The sequence below is a fragment of the Croceibacterium sp. TMG7-5b_MA50 genome (genome assembly GCF_039830145.1).
GTDB lineage: Bacteria > Pseudomonadota > Alphaproteobacteria > Sphingomonadales > Sphingomonadaceae > Croceibacterium.
The window spans coordinates 849,716-867,669 of record NZ_CP156082.1 but is presented as its reverse complement, the minus strand read 5'-3'; the positions used below and the strand labels follow the sequence as shown (position 1 = coordinate 867,669).

The following is a 17,954-nucleotide window of genomic DNA, read 5'->3' as shown; positions in this document are numbered from 1 at the left end:
TTGTCAGTCGGCGGCCAGCAGCCGCTCGATCGCCTCGCCGACCCGGACGGGACCGGGAAAATAGGCCCATTCCAGACTGTGCGGATAGGGCGTGTCGAACCCGGTCACACGCTCGACCGGAGCTTCCAGGTGATAGAAGCAGCGTTCGGTGACGAGTGCCGCCAGTTCAGCGCCGAAGCCGCTGGTCCGGGTCGCCTCGTGCACGATCAGGCAGCGCCCGGTCTTGCGCACGGATGCTTCGATCGCCTCGATATCCAGCGGCACCAGCGTGCGCAGGTCGATGATCTCCGCATCAACGCCCGTCGCCTCCACCACGCCGGCCGCGACATGGACCATCGTGCCATAGGCGAGGATGGTCAGCCCCTCCCCTTCCCGCACGATCCGCGCCTTGCCGAGCGGGATGGTGTAGTGCCCGTCAGGCACCGCCGCGTCGGGATGGTTTTTCCAGCCCTTCGCCGGGCGGTCGTAATAGCCGTCGAACGGCCCGTTGTAGAGACGCTTGGGCTCGAAGAAGAGAACCGGATCGTTGTCCTCGATCGCGGCGATCAGCAGGCCCTTCGCATCGTAGGGCGTGCTGGGCACCACTGTCTTCAGGCCAGCGACGTGGGTGAACAGCGCCTCCGGGCTCTGGCTGTGAGTCTGGCCTCCGAAGATGCCGCCGCCGAACGGGCTGCGCACCGTCAGCGGCGCGATGAACTCCGCGGCGGAGCGGTAACGCAGGCGCGCGGCCTCGCTGATGAGCTGATCGAGGCCGGGATAGATGTAATCCGCGAACTGGATCTCCGGCACCGGGCGCAGGCCATAAGCGCCCATGCCGACGGCCACGCCGATGATGCCACATTCGCTGATCGGCGTGTCGAACACGCGGGTCTTGCCGTGCTTCGCCTGCAGTCCGGCGGTGGCGCGGAACACGCCGCCGAAATAGCCGATGTCTTCCCCCAGCACGACCACGTCGGGGTCGCGCGCCAGGGTGATGTCGAGCGCGTCGTTGATCGCCTCGATCATGGTCATGTCGCGCGTGCTCATGCGTGGTCCGCCGGCGGGTACTTGACCGCGCGTTCGTGCAGCGCCTGCGCCATCTGTTCCTTGAGATGCCAGGGCATGTGCTCGTACACGTCCTCGAACATGGTGGTGTCGGGCTGGTGCAGGCCATGGCCGAGGATGCCGTTCGCCTCCGCCGTGCGGATCGCGGTGCGGACCTCCGCGTCCAGCTCCTCCAGCATGGCCGTGTGGCGATCCTCCGACCATTCGCCGAGTGCCGTCAGGTGGGCGGCGAGGCGCGCGATGGGGTCGCCCAGTGGCCAGCCGCTGCCCTCGTCCTTCGCGCGGTAGACGGTGGGATCGTCGGAGGTGGAATGCCCCTCCACCCGGTAGGTGAAGTATTCGATCAGCGTCGGCCCGCCGTTCAGCCGTGCCCGTTCCGCCGCCCAGGCATGCGCGGCGTAGACGGCGAGCGGATCGTTGCCATCCACGCGCAGGCCGGCGATGCCGTAGCCGATCGCGCGTGCGGCGAAGCTGGTCCGCTCCGCCCCGGCGAAGCCCGCGAAGCTGGAGATCGCCCACTGGTTGTTCACCACGGCGAACACGACGGGCGCGTTGTAGACGGCGGCGAAGGTGAGCGCGTTGTGGAAGTCGCCCTCCGCCGTGGAGCCCTCCCCCACCCAGGCGCTGGCGATGCGGGTGTCGCCCTTGATCGCGCTGGCCATGGCAAAGCCGGTCGCCTGCGGCAGCTGTGTCGCCAGGTTGCCGCTGATGGTAAAGAAGTTCACCTCCCGCGCGGAATAGAGGATCGGCAATTGCCGGCCCTTCAGCTTGTCGGCACGGTTGCTGAAGATCTGGTTGACCATCTCCAGCAAGGGGTAGCCGCGCGCGATCAGGCAGCCCTGCTGGCGGTAGGACGGGAAGATCATGTCGCCCGCATCCAGCGCCATGGTGGCGGCGACGCTGGTCGCCTCCTCCCCCGTACATTTCAGGTAGAAGCTGGTCTTGCCCTGCCGTTGCAGGCGATACATGCGCCCGTCGAACACCCGCACCAGCGCCATGGTGCGCAGCATCGCGCGCAGCCGATCCGGCGAGAGGCGTGGGTCCCACGGGCCATGCGCGCGATCATCGTCGCCCAGTACCCGGACGAGATCGATGCAGAGCGGATGCGTCGCCGCCGCTTGGCAGGTCTCCTCCGGCCGGGACTGAGCGCCGGCGGGTGGGATAATCAGGTGGCCGAAATCGACCGGGTCGCCCGGCCGGAAGGCAGGTTCCGGCACATGTAGCGCCAACGCCGGACGGTTCGCGCCCTCGCGTGGCGCTGCCTCGGTGGTCATGCTCTCTCTCCAGACCGGGCCCGGTTCGTGCCGGAGCCCTTGTCAGCGCCGCTGTCTAGACAGCGACGGGTGCGCGGATCGCGCCTTGCGGATGGTAATCGGCCACCGCGAAATCTTCAAACACATAATGGAAAATTGTTTCCGGGACGCGCAACATTCGGAGGCGCGGCTCACCAGATGGAACCCGCGTCAGTTGCTCTTCCACCAAGTGCGCGTGATTGAGGTAGAGGTGCGTGTCACCGCCGGTCCAGATCAGCTCGCCCGGCTCCAATCCTGCCTGAGCCGCCACCATGCGGGTCAGCACAGCGGCGCCGACGAGGTTGAACGGCAGGCCCAGTGCCACATCGCAGCTGCGCTGGTAGAGGTGGCAGGACAGCCGATTGCCGGCGACGAGGAACTGGTAGGTCTTGTGGCACGGCGGCAGCGCCATCTGCGGCAGTTCCGCGACGTTCCACCCTTCGATGATGTGCCTGCGCCCGCCGGGATCGCGGCGCAGACCTTCGATCACCTGGGCGACCTGATTGATGCCAGGACCACGGCGATAGAGATCGTCGCCTGCCGGTTCAAAGGTTGGCCAGTCCACCCATTGCCTGCCGTATACCGGTCCAAGATCGCCCCAGCGAGCGGCGAAGGCGGCATCGTCCACGATGCGCGTCTCGAACGCCTCCTGCGTTATTTCCTGTCCGGTCTCGCGCCGGTAGCGGGCGAGCGGCCAGTCGCTCCAGATGGTGACGCCCTGCTGCAGCAAGGGGCGGATGCTGGTATCGCCGGTCAGGAACCATAGCATCTCCCGCAAGGCTGCCTTCCAGTAGACCCGCTTGGTGGTGAGCAGCGGGACCCGGTCGTCAGCAAGATCAAAGCGCAATTGTGGCCCGAAGATCGCGCGCGTGCCCACACCCGTGCGGTCGAGCCGTTCGTCCCCTTCGGTCCAGATACGGCGCATCAGGTCGAGGTATTGCTGTTCCCAGTGCGACGCGGCGGGCGATGAGGCGGTGTCCATGCCTATGTCGCTATCACCGCAAATGGCCGCTTGCCAGCCCGCGAACCCCTGCTTATAGGGCCGCCTCTGCCTTGCCTCGCAGCCGCACAAACGGCTGTGTTTCAGGTCCGGTCGGGGAGTAGCTCAGCCTGGTAGAGCACTGTCTTCGGGAGGCAGGGGCCGGAGGTTCGAATCCTCTCTCCCCGACCAACATATTCAGCCGATGACGGCTCTTTACGCCAGCTTGAAATCCGATGTCGGCCCGGTGAAAGCCTCCGGGGCAGACACCTAGCCGGCTGGAAGGCTGCCCGCATGGCGGGGTTCCGCCGGGGCTTGCAGGTGGTGCCAGACGTCGGAGATGACTACGGATCCCTCTCCCACGGCAGAAGCGACCCGCTTTACCGATCCGGCGCGCACATCACCGACGGCGTAGATGCCGGCCTGCGACGTCCCATAGCGTGACGGGCTGCCTACCGCATCGCCGGTCAGCACGAACCCGCCCGCATCCAGTTGCAGCAGGTCTGCGAGCCAGCCGGTATTGGGCGCGGCGCCGACCATCACGAACAGGCCGGAGACATCAAGCTGCCGCTCGCCGTCCTGCCCCTGCGCGATCGTCACCTGCGCCAGCTGCGCGTCACCCGCCAACGCACACACGGCGGTCTGGTAGTGGATGGTGATCGCCGGGTCCTGCTCCAGCCGGTCGGCCAGGTAATGGGACATGGAATTGGCGAGCGAAGCACCGCGTACCAGCAGGTGAACATGCGCAGCCGTCCGGCTGAGAAACATGGCAGCCTGGCCGGCGGAGTTGCCACCACCGATCACCGCGACCTCCCGCCCGGCCACCCGACGGGCCTCCGTCTCGGTAGCGGCGTAGTAGACGCCCGTGCCCTCGAACTCCTCCAGTCGGTCGATCGGCAGGCGGCGATATTGCACGCCGGTGGCGACGATCACCGCGCGCCCACGAACGCGACGCCCGTTGGCGAAGGTGGCACAGAACTGGCCATCGTCCAGCCGATCGAGCTGGGCGACGCGATGCGGCAGGGCGAAGCGCGTACCGAACTTCATTGCCTGCACCTCCCCGCGCCAGACCAGGTCGGCACCGGATATGCCGGTGGGGAAGCCCATGTAGTTCTCTATCCGGCTGGACGTGCCCGCCTGTCCGCCGATCGTCAGATCCTCTACCACCAGCGCCGACAATCCTTCCGCGCCGGCATAGACACCGGCGGCCACGCCTGACGGTCCACCGCCGATCACCACCACGTCGAACGCCTCGTCATCCAGCAGGTCCCGGCTGAGACCAAGCAGTTGCGCGACCTTGGCGATGGTCGGATCAGTGATTGCGTTGTCGCGGCCGAACACCACGGCGGGCTGGCCATCGGGCACGGCGCAACTGGCAGCGATGGCGCCAGCCTCCTCGCTGCCAAGCGCGTGCATGCTGCATGGGATGCGGTTGCGTCCAGCGAACGCGGCGATGGCCGCGATGGCAGGATCGTTCTCGGCCCCCAGGACCGCCAGTGTCGCGTGGCTCGATTCCAGGTGCTTTCGCCGGCGTGCGGCGAGTACGGTGATGATGATATCCGACATCTCCGGCACGGCGGCCATCAAGGCCAGCATGGCGCGACGCGGCACCTCGACCACGGTGGTGTCTTGCGCCGTTCGCATCGGCAGCGTCCAGCTGCCGCCGTCGAGGAACGCGATTTCCGCCATGTACTGCCCGGGACCGATGGTGGATGGGACCAGGCGTTCATCTCCGAATGGATCGACAACCTCGATCTCGCCGCTTTCCACATAGGTGAAGCAGTCGGCGGGATCGCCTGGACGCACCAGCATGGTCCCCGCGGGATAGTGGCGACGGGTACCGGCCGCCACGATGGCGGCGACATGTTCTGGCAGCAGGGGGATGCGTTGCATCTCCTGCAGGTCGCGGCCGATCGTCTCCATGATTGCAGTCCTCCTCGCCACGCGGCGCTGCAGCATAGCAGATCAGATGCACTGACAAGGAGGGTCAGCGCAATTGGGGTCTTCCGGCGGACGGTGGCTTTGATATTGCTGATTCATGGCTTCGGCAGAGAAAGCGCCACCCGCGGGCATGGCTGATGGCAAACGGAAATGGTCCGACGATGACCGGGATGCTGCGCTGGCGCGGTACTATGTGCTGGACACCCCGGCGGAACCGGAGTTCGACGATCTGGTGCGGCTGGTTTCCGCAACCTTCGCGGCCCCCATCGCCGCCATCAACCTGATCGCGTCCGGTCGCCAATGGTTCAAGGCCGAGGTCGGAACCATCGCGCGCGAGTTCCCGCTGGACATGTCGATCTGCGCCCATGCACTAGACGATCCCGAGTGCAGCCTTCTGGTTGTGCCAGACCTGAGAGACGATCCTCGCTTCGCCGACAATCCGCTGGTCCGCGCGACCGACGGCCTGCGCTTCTACGCCGGTGCGATGCTGCGCAATGCGGCAGGCCTGGCGATCGGCACGCTTTGCGTTCTGGATCGCGTCCCGCGACCGGACGGAATAACGCCCCACCAGCGTGATCTGCTGGAGGTGTTGGCCCGGCAGGTGATGTCCCAGCTGGAACTGCGGCGGGCGTTGGCCAATCAGGTCGAGCAGGCAGGTGAGTTCGCGGCCATGCTGGCGGAACGCCGGCAGTCGCAGGTGATCCTGAAGGCGATTGAGGAACGTTACCGCCTGACGGCGCTGGCGACCAACGATGCCATCTGGGATTGGGATTTCACCACCAATCATGTAGCTTGGAATGCGGCGCTTTCGGCAAGTTATGGCCATCAACCGGCCGATGTAGAGCCGACCGGCGAGTGGTGGCTGGGGCGCATCCATCCCGATGACCGCACCCGGGTGACCACCAGCATCCATGCCGCCATCGACGGAAACGCCGACAGCTGGTCCGACGAGTATCGTTTCGCCCGTGCGGACGGCACCTACGCAGAGGTACTGGATCGAGGGCATATCATCCGCGACGAGGGTGGACGCGCCACGCGGATGATCGGCGCGATGCTGGACATCAGCGAACGCCAGAAGAACCGCGCCGCCCTCGCCCTGAATGAGGAGCGCTTGCGGCTGGCGACGGAGGCGGCGGAGGTCGGCTTCTGGGATTTCAAGCCGACGGACGGCGGTTTGGCCTGGCCGCCCATCGTCAAGCGCATGTTCGGCATCTCCGCCGACAAGCCGATCTCGATGCAGGACTTCTATGACGGGCTGCACCCGGACGATCGGGACGCCACCACCCTCGCCTTCGCCGCGGCATGCGACCCGATTCAGCAGGCGTTGTACGATGTGGAATACCGCACGATCGGGAAGGAAGACGGGCTGCTCCGCTGGGTGGCTGCGAAGGGGCGCGGAATCTTCACCGAAGACGGCCGGTGCCTGCGCGTGCTGGGCACCGCCATCGATGTGACGGCTCGCAAGCTGGCAAACCAGGCTGTGCGCGAGAGCGAGCGGCGGTTGCGGTTCCTGCGCGGGATGGACGAGGCGCTGGGCGGCGCAGCCGACGCGCCGGAGGCGATGCGGGCCGCGGCGGAACTGCTGGCGCGGCGCCTGGATGCCTCCCGCTGTGCCTACGCCGATGTGGATGCCGATTGCGACCGGTTCGTGATCCGCGCAGACTGGGTGGCGGACGACGTCGCCAGCTCCGTCGGGGTCTACAGCCTGGACCTGTTCGGATCACGTGCGGTCGCCGACATGCATGGCGGACATACGCTGGTAGTTCATGACGTCAGTCAGGAACTCGCCGTGGATGACGGGCGGGAAATGTTCCAGTCCATCGGGATTGATGCGATCATCTGCTGTCCGCTGGTAAAGGATGGCCGGCTGGTGGCCATGATGGCCGTTCACCAGACCCGGCCACGGGTCTGGACGGCCGAGGAGATCAGCCTGGTCGAGGCCGCGGTCGAGCGATGCTGGGCGCATGTACAACGGATTGGCGCCGAAGCCCGGCTGCGCGACAGCGAAGAACGTTACCGCACGCTGTTTGCAGCCGTCGATGCCGGCTTCACGATCGCAGAGGTGAAGTTCGATGCCGATGACCGGCCGATCGACTACCGCCTGCTGGAGATGAACCCGGCTTTCGCACTGCAGACCGGGATGGACAATCTGCTCGGCCGTTGGGTCCGCGAGGCCATACCCACGCTGGAGCAGCACTGGTTCGACATCTATGGGCGAGTCGCCCTGACCGGTGAAGCTGCGCAATTCGAAAACCGGGCGGAGGCGATGGGCCGCTGGTTCGACGTTCAGGCATTCCGCATCGGCGCGCCTGAGGATCGGCTGGTTGCTATCCTGTTCAACGACATAACGGAGCGCAAGCAGTCCGAGAAACTGCTGCGCGACCTGAACGAGGATCTAGAGGCGCAGGTGGCGGCGCGCACGGCCGAGCTACGGTTCAGCCGCGACATCATCGAAGCGACGACCTCCCCCATCTGCGCCTTCGACCGTGACCTTCGCGTGCTCGCATTCAACAAGGCGCATCATGACGAGTTCAGGCGCGTGAACGGCTTCGACGTAGCACCGGGCGACATCTTGCCCGACTTGTTCCCTCCCGATCAAGGCACAAAGTTGCGCGCGCTGATGCAACGCGCCCTTGGCGGGGAGAGGTTCACGGCGCGCGAATCCTTCGGTCGCCCGGAACTGGCTCAACCGTGCTGGGAGATCAGCCTCACGCCCATGCGGAACGAGGACGCCGAAATCGTCGGCGCCTTCTACCTGGCGAACGACATCTCCGATCGGCTTCGGGCGGAGAAGGAGCTGGCTGCTGCTCAGGAAGCGTTGCGGCAGAGCCAGAAGATGGAGGCGATGGGCAGCCTGACAGGCGGCGTGGCGCATGATTTCAACAATCTGCTGACGCCCATCATCGGCGGATTGGACCTCCTGCAGCGCAAGGGGGTGGGCGGCGAGCGTGAGCAGCGGTTGATCGGCGGCGCGCTGCATTCGGCAGAACGGGCCAAGACCCTAGTCCAGCGATTGCTGGCTTTCGCCAGGCGGCAGCCCCTGCAGGCGCGCGCGGTGGACTTGGCGGCACTGGTGACGGGGATGGCGGATCTCGTCGCGAGTACCTCCGGCCCGCAGACCCGGTTGATCCTGGACGTGGGGGACGATCTACCCGCCGCGCTGGCCGATCCGAACCAACTCGAGATGGCGATCCTCAATCTCAGTGTGAATGCACGGGACGCGATGCCCGATGGCGGCCGGCTGAGCATCTCCGCCCGGCAGGTGGAGCTTGGCCGTGACAATACCCCCGGCCTTGCGCCTGGCCGCTATGTGCGACTGTCGGTCGCCGATACAGGGATCGGCATGGACGCTGAAACGCTGCGGCGGGCGGCGGAGCCGTTCTATTCGACCAAAGGCATCGGCCAGGGGACCGGTCTGGGCCTGTCGATGGTGCATGGCTTGGCCGCACAGCTTGGCGGCGCGCTGACCATCGACAGCCGCCCGGGACTGGGCACCGATGTGCAACTATGGTTGCCGGTGACCGACGCGGCGGCGGAGACGACCGAGCATACCGAGGAGAGCGTCGCGTCGGTCACGGTGGGGCTCGCGCTGGTCGTGGATGACGAGGCTGTCGTGCGCGCCAGTACTGCCGACATGCTGGCCGATCTCGGCTACGACATAACGGAAGCGGACAGTGCCGAGCAGGCGCTGCAACTGATCGCAGACGGCCTGATGCCGGACCTGCTGGTCACCGATCACCTGATGCCGGGTAAAACCGGCACCGATCTGGCGCGCGAAGTGCTGGCCCGCCTGCCCGGCACCCGGGTTCTGATCGTATCGGGCTATGCCGAAGCAGACGGGATCGCGCCGGACCTGCCACGCCTGGTCAAGCCGTTCCGGCAGGCGGACCTGGTTGCCAGCATCGCCGATCCTACCTGACGCGGCATAGCTCAGGCGGCCGGCGTATCAGGTGCTGTGGCCGGCATGTCCTGCTGCGCCCCGGGCAGACGATCCGCCAGGATGGCGATGTGTTCGCCATGAAGCTCGGCAGTGGATACACCGTCCAGCATCAGTGGTCGCTCAGGAGTGAGGATCGCGCCGTCCCGGTGCGCCGGATCCAGCGCCCGCCAGGCCCGAACCGCGCCTTCCAAGCTGGTCACTTCGGCAAGCTCTTCCTGGCCGCGCACGACGTTCTGCAAGGCCGCGCTCATCTTCCAGTCGATCCCGGGTGATGCGGCGTCGCCCCACACTGCTTCGGTCATCGCCCTGCCTCCTCGCCTATGCTGTGGTTACCAGCGCCCTGCCAGGCTCGCGGTTCCTGCCGTTAGCATCAGGGCGCGTCCGCGCCCCAAAGGCGGCCCTGCGGAACCCACCCGCTGCGCCGGCCCACCGTGAACTGACACCATCCATCCTGGCAGCGCCCAAGCCGCCCGACCACACCCGCTTCCAACCGCCAGCGCAATGCGGAGGACTGGTCGGCCGCAGCACGCATCGGGACGAGGTCACCTTGCGTGACAAGGGCGGCCCGCTCCGGATCCAGCAGGCGGGCAGCAATCCACCCACGGGCACCATCCGCATCTTCGACGAGGCGCCACCCTTCGTTCAGGCGAATTACCTTCACCGGCAATCCTGCGCGACGGTAGATCCACTCGATCGGGAAATCGACGGACGGACCCACGCGCATGTAAACCTCGTCAGCGCGAAGACTGGCCCAATAGGGTACGTCACGTTCCTGTGCAGCAACTGTCGTTGCGGGCAGCAGCAGGACGGCCAGGATGAAGAGGAGCGATCGCACAGACACCGCCTACGGCCAAGCACCGCGGGATGGCAACAGCAGGCTGGGACTAGAGCCGGCGATCCTAGCGCCGGCCTTTCCCAAAGGAGTCGATCAGATCGGAATACGTCGCCTCCGCCTTGCCGTAGGTGGTGCCTGCCAGCAGTTCGAGCCCGCCGCGATCACGAATGGTGATCCGCCCGCGATTGGCACGAATCAGTCCTTCGCCTTCCAGCAAGTGCAGCGTGACAGTGACGCCGCTCCGCTGCGCCGAGATCATCGTGGCCAGAAACTCGTGCGTCACGGGGATTTCGTCTCCCGGCATCCGGTCGTGACACATCAACAGCCAGCGCGCGAGGCGCGCCTCCATCATCTGGTTTGATCGGGACACGACCGAGAACGACAGCTGCAACATCGAATAGAGCAGGTAATGCGACACCAACTGGCGAAGCGCGGCGGATTGGGCATGCTGAGCAAGCATCACCTCAGCCGGGATCGCGATGGCGGTCGCATTGTCCACCTGAACGATGCTTTCGAAAATCTCCGACCCGCCGAGGATCGTGTTCAAGCCGATCATACCCTCGCGGCCCACCAGCCCGACTTCCGTTCGAACGCCGTCGACCGCCATCGTGGCCACGATGCCGCCTTCCGGAAACAGGAACATGGGCGATCCGCCCCCAGGGCCAGCAAGGCGCTGTCCACGATGCAGATTGATCCTGGTGCCATGGGGGGACAACGCCGCACGATCCATAGCCCCCAACTGCCCAAGCAGCATGTTGGTGGTAGATCCATCGTCTACCGGCTCCCTTACCATGACGTAAGGCACTGGCATCGGCGCGGAATAGTTCATTGAAACCTTTCCGTCATTTACGCACCTGAACACCCTAAATGCATCTGACCGTCTGAGGGAAGCTAAAGAGCCCATTCGTGTTGTAGCAAACAATTCGCGTTCACGGCTTCCACTTCCCGGTCAAGCCCGCGACGATCAATCCCCGGTGAGTATACGGTCCACCAGCTGTTTCACGGTCGGCGTGAAGTTGTTCGAGTAGAACGGATCCTGCTTGAAACGGTATGCGGCATGACCAGCAAACATCAAATTCTCGTCCACAGGCTCACCATGCGCGATGTCTTGCAATGTCTTCTGAATACAGAAGCTGCGCGGGTCGGCAAGTCGTCCGGTGGTATAATCGTCGTGATCTTTCCATGACGAGAACCCGCAATGCGACAGGCAACCCATGCAATCTGCCTGATCCTTGCGAATAATTGCCCGTTCTTGCGCATCGACGAAGACCAATGTGTCGTCCGGCGTCTTCAGCGCTTCCGCGTAACCTGCCGCCACCCAATGACTGGCGCGTTCACGATCGCCTGGCGTGACCCAGAAGTTCTTGCCCTTCACGCCCACGTCCAGCTGCACGGTATGATCGCCCGCCGCGACGCGAGACCACGGGATCTGCCGTTCGGAGCGCGCAACGAGGTTCTTGAGGAACGGGTTGAGCACGGCGGAACTGTAGAACCCGGTTGGGCTGAAGCGGTGCAGCAGCACATCGCCAGGCTCCAGATCGCGTAGCGCATCCTTCCAACCCTGCGGGATCGGACTTTCATGGGTAAGCAGCGGCCGGGTGCCATATTGAAAGGCGATGGAGCCGAGTTCCGGATTGTCGATCCAGTGGTCCCATTCGCGCAGGAACCATACGCCGCCCGCCATCACGATCGGCACGTCGTCCGAAATGCCCTCGGCACGCATCGTGTCGCGGACGGCCTTGACCCGCGGGAACGGGTCCTCTGGCTTGCGCGGGTCTTCCGCGTTGGACAGGCCGTTGTGACCGCCGGCCAGCCACGGATCCTCGTACACCACTGCGGCCATCAGCTCGCCGACCTTGTGATATGCTCGCTTCCACAAGGCGCGGAACGCCCGCGCGGAGCTGATGATCGGCAGGTAGCTGACATTGTAGCGGGCGGCGATCTCGGACAGGCGGTACGGCATGCCCGCGCCGCAGGTCACGCCGGCGACCAGTCCGCGGGTACGTTCCAGCACACCTTCCAGCACGGCCTGCGCGCCGCCCATCTCCCACAAGACGTTGATGTTGATCGCGCCCTGCCCACCGGAGATCTCGTGCGCGCGCTGCACCTGCGCCACGGCGCCATCGATGGCGTACTGGATGAGCTGCTCGTGCCGTTCCAGCCGCGTCTTCTGCCAGTAGACCTGCGGCACGATCTTGCCGTGCGGGTCGTAGCTGTCGGCATTGACAGCGCTGACCGTGCCGATGCCGCCTGCCGCCGCCCACGCGCCCGAACTGGCGTGATTGCTGGCGGATACGCCCTTCCCGCCCTCGATCAACGGCCAAACCTCGCGACCGCCATAGCTGATGGGCTTGAGACCCTTGAACGTCATCACCTGTCCTTGTCGCGTGTCATTGCGGCACCCGCCCCGCGCGGTCGCCGGCGGCCGTAGCATTGCCGCCGGACCCACTCATGGTGCAGGGCCTGATCTCGTCCGGCTGCGGCCTTGCGGGCAGCACTTCGAACTGTGCATAATACCCGGCGAGCGCCGGGTGGCGAACAAATTCGACCAGCCGGAAACCGACCTGTCCGAATTCACAAAATAGCAGCTGTGGCGGGATGCCGTGCTGATCGGGAAGGCGATCCGTCTCCACCACCACGATCTGGCCACCTGGCCTGAGCGCAGGATGGAGCCGCCACAGGAAAGCGTAGGGCTCGCCTACCTCATGGTACATATGGACCAGGAATATGCGGTCGAAGCTGCCCTCCGGCAGGCGCGGATCGTCCGGCAGGCCGTTGACGACCGACACATTGTCCAGCCGTTCGCGCTCAACGCGGTCGCCCAGCCGCAGCAAGGCACCGCGATCGATGTCCTGCGCCAGCACGCGCCCTTCCTCACCCACGCTTTCAGCAAGACGGACGGTGTAGTAGCCCTCACCCGCGCCGATATCGGCGACGCTCATCCCCGGGCGCACCCCGGCGAGCTGCATCACGGTGGCGGCCTCCTGCCGACTGTCGCGCAGACCCTCGTCGGCGAAGGCCGTCGCACCGAGCGAGGATACGGGGCGATCCGCCGCCGGGAACTCCGGCGTCGCCGCACGCTCCTGATGCTCAGCCGCGGGGCTGCACGCCGCCAGCATGAGCGGCAAACACAGGCTAAACCCTTTCAGCATCCTGCCGGGGCCCTTAGCGAGTTCACGCGCCCATGGCAAAGCCGCGGGCCGCTGCCGCTCAGTCCACATCCTCCACCTGCACCCGCTCCCCGGTCACACGCTGCGCCAGTGCCGCGGCGATGAACGGATCAAGCGCGCCGTCGAGCACGTCACCTGGTGCGGTGGAGGTGGTGCCGGTGCGCAGGTCCTTGACCAGCTGGTACGGCTGCAGGACGTAGGAACGGATCTGGTGGCCCCACCCAATCTCGCTCTTCTCCTGATATTCGCCGCTCGCCGCAGCCTCCCGCATGGCCATCTCGCGCTCGAACAGGCGCGCTTTCAGCATGCTCATCGCGGTTGCGCGGTTCTTGTGCTGGCTGCGGTCATTCTGGCTGGCGACGACGATGCCGGTCGGCATGTGAGTGATGCGCACGGCGGAGTCGGTCGTGTTAACGTGCTGCCCGCCGGCACCACTGGCGCGATAGGTGTCGATCTTCAGGTCGCTGTCGTTGATCTCAATCTCGATATTATCGTCGATCACGGGATACACCCACACGCTACTGAACGAGGTATGGCGCCGGGCTGAACTGTCGTAGGGGCTGATCCGCACCAGCCGGTGAACGCCGCTTTCCGTCTTGGCGTAGCCGTAGGCGTTCTCGCCCTTCAGCAGCAGCGTCGCGGACTTGATGCCGGCCTGCTCACCCGCCTGATACTCGACGGTTTCGACCTTGTAGCCCTTGCGCTCCGCCCAGCGGGCATACATGCGCAGCAGCATCTCGGCCCAGTCCTGGCTTTCAGTGCCGCCAGCGCCAGCATGGATTTCCAGATAGGTGTCGTTGCTGTCGGCCTCGCCCTTCAGCAGCGCCTGCACCTTGTCCGCATCGGCGCGCTCGGCCAGCTTGGCGAGGCTGGCCAGACCTTCGGCCACCGTCTCTTCATCGCCTTCCGCCTCGCCCAAATCGACGAACTCCACCGCGTCGGCCATCTCCGCGGTGATCTCCTTCACGGTGCTGATCGCCGCGTCGAGCTGCCGGCGCTCACGCATGACCGCCTCCGCCTGCTTGGGATCGTTCCACAGATCGGGATCTTCGACACGGGCGTTCAGCTCGTCCAGTCGACGCAGCGCACGCTCCCAGTCGAGCGAACGGCGGACCAGCGCCAGGGCACCCTGGATACGGTCGATGTGGGCCTGCCCTTCGGCACGCATGATACAGGTAACTCCTTGGGATCGGTCAGGCGGCGGCGCCTAGCGCATGGGACTGCGCATGGGAAGGTCGAGCGCCGTCAGCGATGAAGCGCGCGCACTGCAGCGAGCGTCCGCTGCACATGCTGGCGCCAGTCACCGTCCGAATGCACCATCACCACGCGGCCGTTCCGCCCGATGACATAGGACGTCCGGTCGGACAGGGCTGTCGCCTGACCATCACGTTGCAGAACCACGTCAAAGGCACGGATCGTTGCAGGCGTGGCGGTGGCCACGGGGAACGCGTCGCGACACTCCTCCCGTGAGAAACGCTGCAGGGTCGGCAAGTCATCCGCGGACAGGCCGACGACCTGCGCCCCGGCGGCGCGGAAGTCCGGCATCGCCTCGGCGAAAGCACGCGCTTCCAGAGTGCAACCTTGCGTGAAAGCCTTGGGGAAGAAGTACAGCACGACCGGCCCGCGCCGCACAGCCTGCTGCAGGTCGAAGGTGAAGGTCCGGCCGGCCAGCGCACCCTGCGTCCGCAGCGCAGGCACCTGCGCGCCGGTGCGCAAGGCAGCGCCGGCGGGGACAGCCATGACTGACAGCAGGGCCGCGGCCGCGAGCAGGAGTTTGCGCTTCATGGCGCAATCATGCGCCGACCGGCAGTGCAAGTCCACCGCCGATCAATAAAGGCCGCCCTGCTCTTCCACGAAGTCCGGCTGCGCCGCCTCGGCAGCGGCAGCATCGGCCCTGGCACGTGCCTGCTCTCCACGACGGAGCTGCGCCAGGATCAGCTCACGCACGGATGCGACCCGGTCCCCGCGCCGTTCACGCGGAGGTTCGCTGTCAGGCTTGAACGCTTCCCAGATCACGCCCGCCTTGGGGTCGCTGTCGCTCGGCCAGCTGCCGAACACGCGTTTCCCGCTGCGCCGGTCAACCCGGACCAGCCGGACACCCGATGGTGCCAGGAACGGCCGGCCGCTCCATTTGTCAGGCGTGGCCTGAACGAACTGCTTGAACATGGGCGCGGCCAATCGTCCGCCCTGCGCCCAGCCGCCGAGGCTGCGCGGCTGGTCGTAGCCCATATACATGCCGGCAACGATCTCCGGCGATCCACCGACGAACCACACGTCGGTCGGACCGGTGGTAGTGCCGGTCTTGCCGAACAGCGGTATGCCAAGATCGCGCAAGGTCGTGGCCGTGCCCCGCTGAACCACACCTTCCAACATGTGCACCGTCTGGAACGCGGTGCGAGCATCCATCACCTGCCGCCCGCGTTGCGCCAAGCGCGGCATCGCGCGGCCATCCCAGCGCGCCATGTTGCAACCGGTGCAGTCACGCGGGTCGGCGCGCCAGATCACCTTGCCGCGGCGATCCTGCACGTAGTCGATCAGGCTGGCGTCGTGCTGCAGCCCATGGTTCTCCAGCGCAGCATAGGCGTTGGTCATCCGCAGCACGGTCGTGTCGCCTGCGCCCAGAGCATAGGACAGGTAAGGCTGTTCGTAGCTGCCGATGCCCACGCGACTGAAGGTCTTCAGCACGTTCGGCATTCCGGCATCTGCCGCGATGTGGACTGTCATCAAGTTGCGCGACTGTTCCAGCCCCCAGCGCATCGTATGCGTGCCACCGCCATCGCCGCCGAAATTGCGGAAGCATTTTTCGCCCAGCCCAGCACCCTGATACACGCAGTAGCTGGTGTCGGGCACCATCGTCGCCGGGGTCATGCCTTGGTCCAGTCCGGTGGCATAGACGAACGGCTTGATCGTGGAGCCAGGTTGACGCTGAGCCTGCGTCGCGCGGTTGAAGCTGCCCAGGCGGAAGTCGAACCCGCCCTGCATCGCCAGCACACGCCCCGTGGATGGATCCTGCGCCACGAAGGCCCCGGCGATCTCCGGCACAGTGCGCACGCGGAACGCGCCGCCGCCCACGGGCGAGACGGCAGTGACATCCCCGACCTTAATCTCGTCGGGCAAACCGCGAAGCGGTGCCTCGTCACCGTTGGCAAAGCCGATCGTCGCACTCTGGCCACTGCGTGCAGTGACGACGCCAATGCGCCAGTTCTCATACGAGATGCCGATATTGGCGGAGGCGAGTTGCTGCGTCAGGTCACCGTTGTCGGGGTCAATCGTCGCCACCGGCCCATGCCAACCGCGTCCACCGGCATAACGCAGCAGACCGGCACGCAGCGCGTCGCGTGCGGCATCCTGCAGCTCGGTGTCGAGCGAGGTTCGCACCCACAGGCCGCCACCATAGACAGAGTTGCGTCCATCATCGGCCTGCTCGCCATAACGTTCGATGAGCTGGCGTCGCACCTCCTCTAGGAAGTAGCCGGCGTCCGCCGAACGCTCGGCGGGGCGTTGCTGAATCAATCCAAGCGGCTGCGCCTTTGCGGCGCTCGCCTCTCCGGCAGAAACGTGTCCGTTCTCGACCATCTGGTCGAGCACCCAGTTGCGCCGCGCTATCGCGCTGCCTTCGTTACGTGACCGGCCGTACACTTCCGGCGCCTTGGGCAGGATCGCCAGGAATGCCATCTGATGAAGCTCCAGATCCTCCACATCGCGATCGAAATAGGCGCGCGATGCCGCCTGGACGCCGAACGATCGCCGGCCGAGCGGAATTTCGTTGAGGTACAGCTCCATTATCTGCTGCTTGGTCAGCACACCTTCGATCCGGGCCGCCAGGATCATCTCGCGCAGCTTGCGGCTGATCGAATACTCGTTGCCGACCAGAATGTTCTTGGCGACCTGCTGGGTGATGGTGGAACCGCCACGCGCCCGTTCCCCGCTGCCGATCTTGCTGGCGTAGTCGAACACCGCGCCGGCGAGACCCGGGATGTCGACTCCCGAATGGCTCCAGAACGTCTTGTCCTCGGCAGAGGTGTAGGCGTTGACCAGCTGTGTCGGGAAATCCTTGAACTGCAGTTGGACTCGTCGTTCACGAGCGAAGGAATGCACAATGTCGCCGTCGACGCCGCGAACCACGCTCGGCAGTGGCGGTTCGTAAGTGAGCAGCCGGTCCGCGTCAGGCAGGTTGCGCAGCACCAGCAGCCAGCCAATGACGATCACCGCCAGCACGATGCCCACAGCATAAGTGATACGACGCAGGCGCGGGCGGGTTCGCCAGCGATCCCGCAGGCCTTCAACAAGGCCTTGTGCGCGGTGCAGGCGATAGCGGGATGGAGGTGCAGCTTCAGCCATGATCGCCCGCGCACTAGCACGCGAGCGCGCGCCTGTGGAACCCCGCCCGCATGCCTTGCGGAACAGCAACCTGTGGGCCCTGCGCAACATGGTTGCCCATCGCGGCAGGTGCTGCTAGCAACGACTGGCGTCTGATCCTTGCAGGTACGGGCGCCTCTCCCGGCAGGAAGCGCTCACCTGATCGTCGACCGCCGGAACTTTACCGACAGGTTGATGCCGCAATGACAAGAACAGGACCGTCCGACGCGCTGCAGCCAAGCCGCTGCATCGTGGTCGTGGCCCCTGCGCGGACACACCCGCGCCTTGCCCTGCCGGCAGTGACATCCGCCGCCCGCCCGCCCTTGCCGGCTGGCCATCGCGGCAACCCCACAGATTGGCGCGCGCCCGCCCGCCGGCACCCGGCCTGTCATGG

General features: G+C 65.8%; 13 protein-coding genes and 1 tRNA gene. 2 read left to right on the top strand and 12 right to left on the bottom strand.

Translation table 11 applies throughout. The features are described 5' to 3' along the window. Positions 1–3: 3 nt before the first annotated feature. Genes V5740_RS04290 through thyA form a run of 3 tightly spaced genes read right to left on the bottom strand, consistent with a single transcriptional unit; the run spans position 4 to position 3,318 of the window. Entirely contained in the window at positions 4–1,026 is a 1,023-nt protein-coding gene (locus V5740_RS04290) for an alpha-ketoacid dehydrogenase subunit beta (RefSeq protein WP_347303847.1), read from the bottom strand. Continuing rightward, on the bottom strand, positions 1,023–2,318 hold the full coding sequence (locus V5740_RS04285; protein ID WP_347303846.1) for a thiamine pyrophosphate-dependent enzyme: 1,296 nt from the start codon (positions 2,316–2,318) through the stop codon (positions 1,023–1,025). Before V5740_RS04285 ends, V5740_RS04290 begins: the two co-directional genes overlap by 4 nt. Positions 2,319–2,373: 55 nt before the next feature. Then, positions 2,374–3,318 carry a thymidylate synthase gene (gene thyA / locus V5740_RS04280; protein ID WP_347303845.1) on the bottom strand — a complete coding sequence of 315 codons (945 nt, stop codon included), beginning with the start codon at positions 3,316–3,318 and terminating at the stop codon, positions 2,374–2,376. Positions 3,319–3,430: 112 nt separating this feature from the next. On the opposite strand from thyA, the gene V5740_RS04275 reads away from it, so the two are divergent. Continuing rightward, positions 3,431–3,507, top strand: a tRNA-Pro gene (locus tag V5740_RS04275). Between the two features lie 78 nt (positions 3,508–3,585). On the opposite strand, the gene V5740_RS04270 is transcribed toward V5740_RS04275, so the two are convergent. Beyond that, a complete protein-coding gene (locus V5740_RS04270; protein ID WP_347303844.1) occupies positions 3,586–5,238 on the bottom strand; it encodes an FAD-dependent oxidoreductase in 1,653 nt (550 codons plus the stop codon). A 148-nt stretch (positions 5,239–5,386) separates the two neighbouring features. Between V5740_RS04270 and V5740_RS04265 the strand changes: the two genes are divergently transcribed. Next, the gene (locus V5740_RS04265; protein WP_347303843.1) at positions 5,387–9,175 is read left to right on the top strand and encodes a PAS domain-containing protein; all 3,789 of its coding nucleotides are present in this window, start codon (positions 5,387–5,389) and stop codon (positions 9,173–9,175) included. Between the two features lie 11 nt (positions 9,176–9,186). Here the strand turns inward: V5740_RS04265 and V5740_RS04260 are convergent, their stop codons facing one another. From V5740_RS04260 to V5740_RS04225, 8 genes are all read right to left on the bottom strand, one after another. Further along, positions 9,187–9,498, bottom strand: a complete 312-nt coding sequence (locus V5740_RS04260; protein WP_347303842.1) for a hypothetical protein — start codon at positions 9,496–9,498, stop codon at positions 9,187–9,189. Between the two features lie 68 nt (positions 9,499–9,566). Then, positions 9,567–10,031 carry an SH3 domain-containing protein gene (locus tag V5740_RS04255; protein WP_347303841.1) on the bottom strand — a complete coding sequence of 155 codons (465 nt, stop codon included), beginning with the start codon at positions 10,029–10,031 and terminating at the stop codon, positions 9,567–9,569. A gap of 64 nt (positions 10,032–10,095) precedes the next feature. Further along, complete coding sequence (locus V5740_RS04250; RefSeq protein ID WP_347303840.1) at positions 10,096–10,674, bottom strand: Crp/Fnr family transcriptional regulator; 579 nt, start codon at positions 10,672–10,674, stop codon at positions 10,096–10,098. A 321-nt stretch (positions 10,675–10,995) separates the two neighbouring features. Then, positions 10,996–12,402: a nitronate monooxygenase gene (locus V5740_RS04245; RefSeq protein WP_347303839.1), complete on the bottom strand. Its 1,407-nt coding sequence runs from the start codon at positions 12,400–12,402 to the stop codon at positions 10,996–10,998. A gap of 19 nt (positions 12,403–12,421) precedes the next feature. After that, positions 12,422–13,183 carry a methyltransferase domain-containing protein gene (locus tag V5740_RS04240; protein ID WP_347303838.1) on the bottom strand — a complete coding sequence of 254 codons (762 nt, stop codon included), beginning with the start codon at positions 13,181–13,183 and terminating at the stop codon, positions 12,422–12,424. A gap of 58 nt (positions 13,184–13,241) precedes the next feature. Then, entirely contained in the window at positions 13,242–14,369 is a 1,128-nt protein-coding gene (gene prfB / locus V5740_RS04235; RefSeq protein WP_347303837.1) for a peptide chain release factor 2, read from the bottom strand. A 77-nt stretch (positions 14,370–14,446) separates the two neighbouring features. Continuing rightward, positions 14,447–14,986 (bottom strand): redoxin domain-containing protein, encoded by a 540-nt coding sequence (locus V5740_RS04230; RefSeq protein ID WP_347303836.1) that lies wholly within the window; start codon positions 14,984–14,986, stop codon positions 14,447–14,449. A 42-nt stretch (positions 14,987–15,028) separates the two neighbouring features. Beyond that, positions 15,029–17,542: a transglycosylase domain-containing protein gene (locus tag V5740_RS04225; protein WP_347303835.1), complete on the bottom strand. Its 2,514-nt coding sequence runs from the start codon at positions 17,540–17,542 to the stop codon at positions 15,029–15,031. Positions 17,543–17,954: the final 412 nt, after the last annotated feature.

Excerpts from the sequence above, each read along its gene's own strand:
- V5740_RS04285 (WP_347303846.1), bottom strand. The coding sequence starts at position 2,318 with ATGACCACCGAGGCAGCGCCACGCGAGGGCGCGAACCGTCCGGCGTTG.
- V5740_RS04240 (WP_347303838.1), bottom strand. The coding sequence starts at position 13,183 with ATGCTGAAAGGGTTTAGCCTGTGTTTGCCGCTCATGCTGGCGGCGTGC.
- V5740_RS04230 (WP_347303836.1), bottom strand. The coding sequence starts at position 14,986 with ATGAAGCGCAAACTCCTGCTCGCGGCCGCGGCCCTGCTGTCAGTCATG.
- V5740_RS04245 (WP_347303839.1), bottom strand. The coding sequence starts at position 12,402 with ATGACGTTCAAGGGTCTCAAGCCCATCAGCTATGGCGGTCGCGAGGTT.
- V5740_RS04260 (WP_347303842.1), bottom strand. The coding sequence starts at position 9,498 with ATGACCGAAGCAGTGTGGGGCGACGCCGCATCACCCGGGATCGACTGG.
- V5740_RS04265 (WP_347303843.1), top strand. The coding sequence starts at position 5,387 with ATGGCTGATGGCAAACGGAAATGGTCCGACGATGACCGGGATGCTGCG.
- V5740_RS04250 (WP_347303840.1), bottom strand. The coding sequence starts at position 10,674 with ATGTTCCTGTTTCCGGAAGGCGGCATCGTGGCCACGATGGCGGTCGAC.
- V5740_RS04225 (WP_347303835.1), bottom strand. The coding sequence starts at position 17,542 with ATGGCTGAAGCTGCACCTCCATCCCGCTATCGCCTGCACCGCGCACAA.
- V5740_RS04270 (WP_347303844.1), bottom strand. The coding sequence starts at position 5,238 with ATGGAGACGATCGGCCGCGACCTGCAGGAGATGCAACGCATCCCCCTG.
- V5740_RS04290 (WP_347303847.1), bottom strand. The coding sequence starts at position 1,026 with ATGAGCACGCGCGACATGACCATGATCGAGGCGATCAACGACGCGCTC.
- prfB (WP_347303837.1), bottom strand. The coding sequence starts at position 14,369 with ATGCGTGCCGAAGGGCAGGCCCACATCGACCGTATCCAGGGTGCCCTG.
- thyA (WP_347303845.1), bottom strand. The coding sequence starts at position 3,318 with ATGGACACCGCCTCATCGCCCGCCGCGTCGCACTGGGAACAGCAATAC.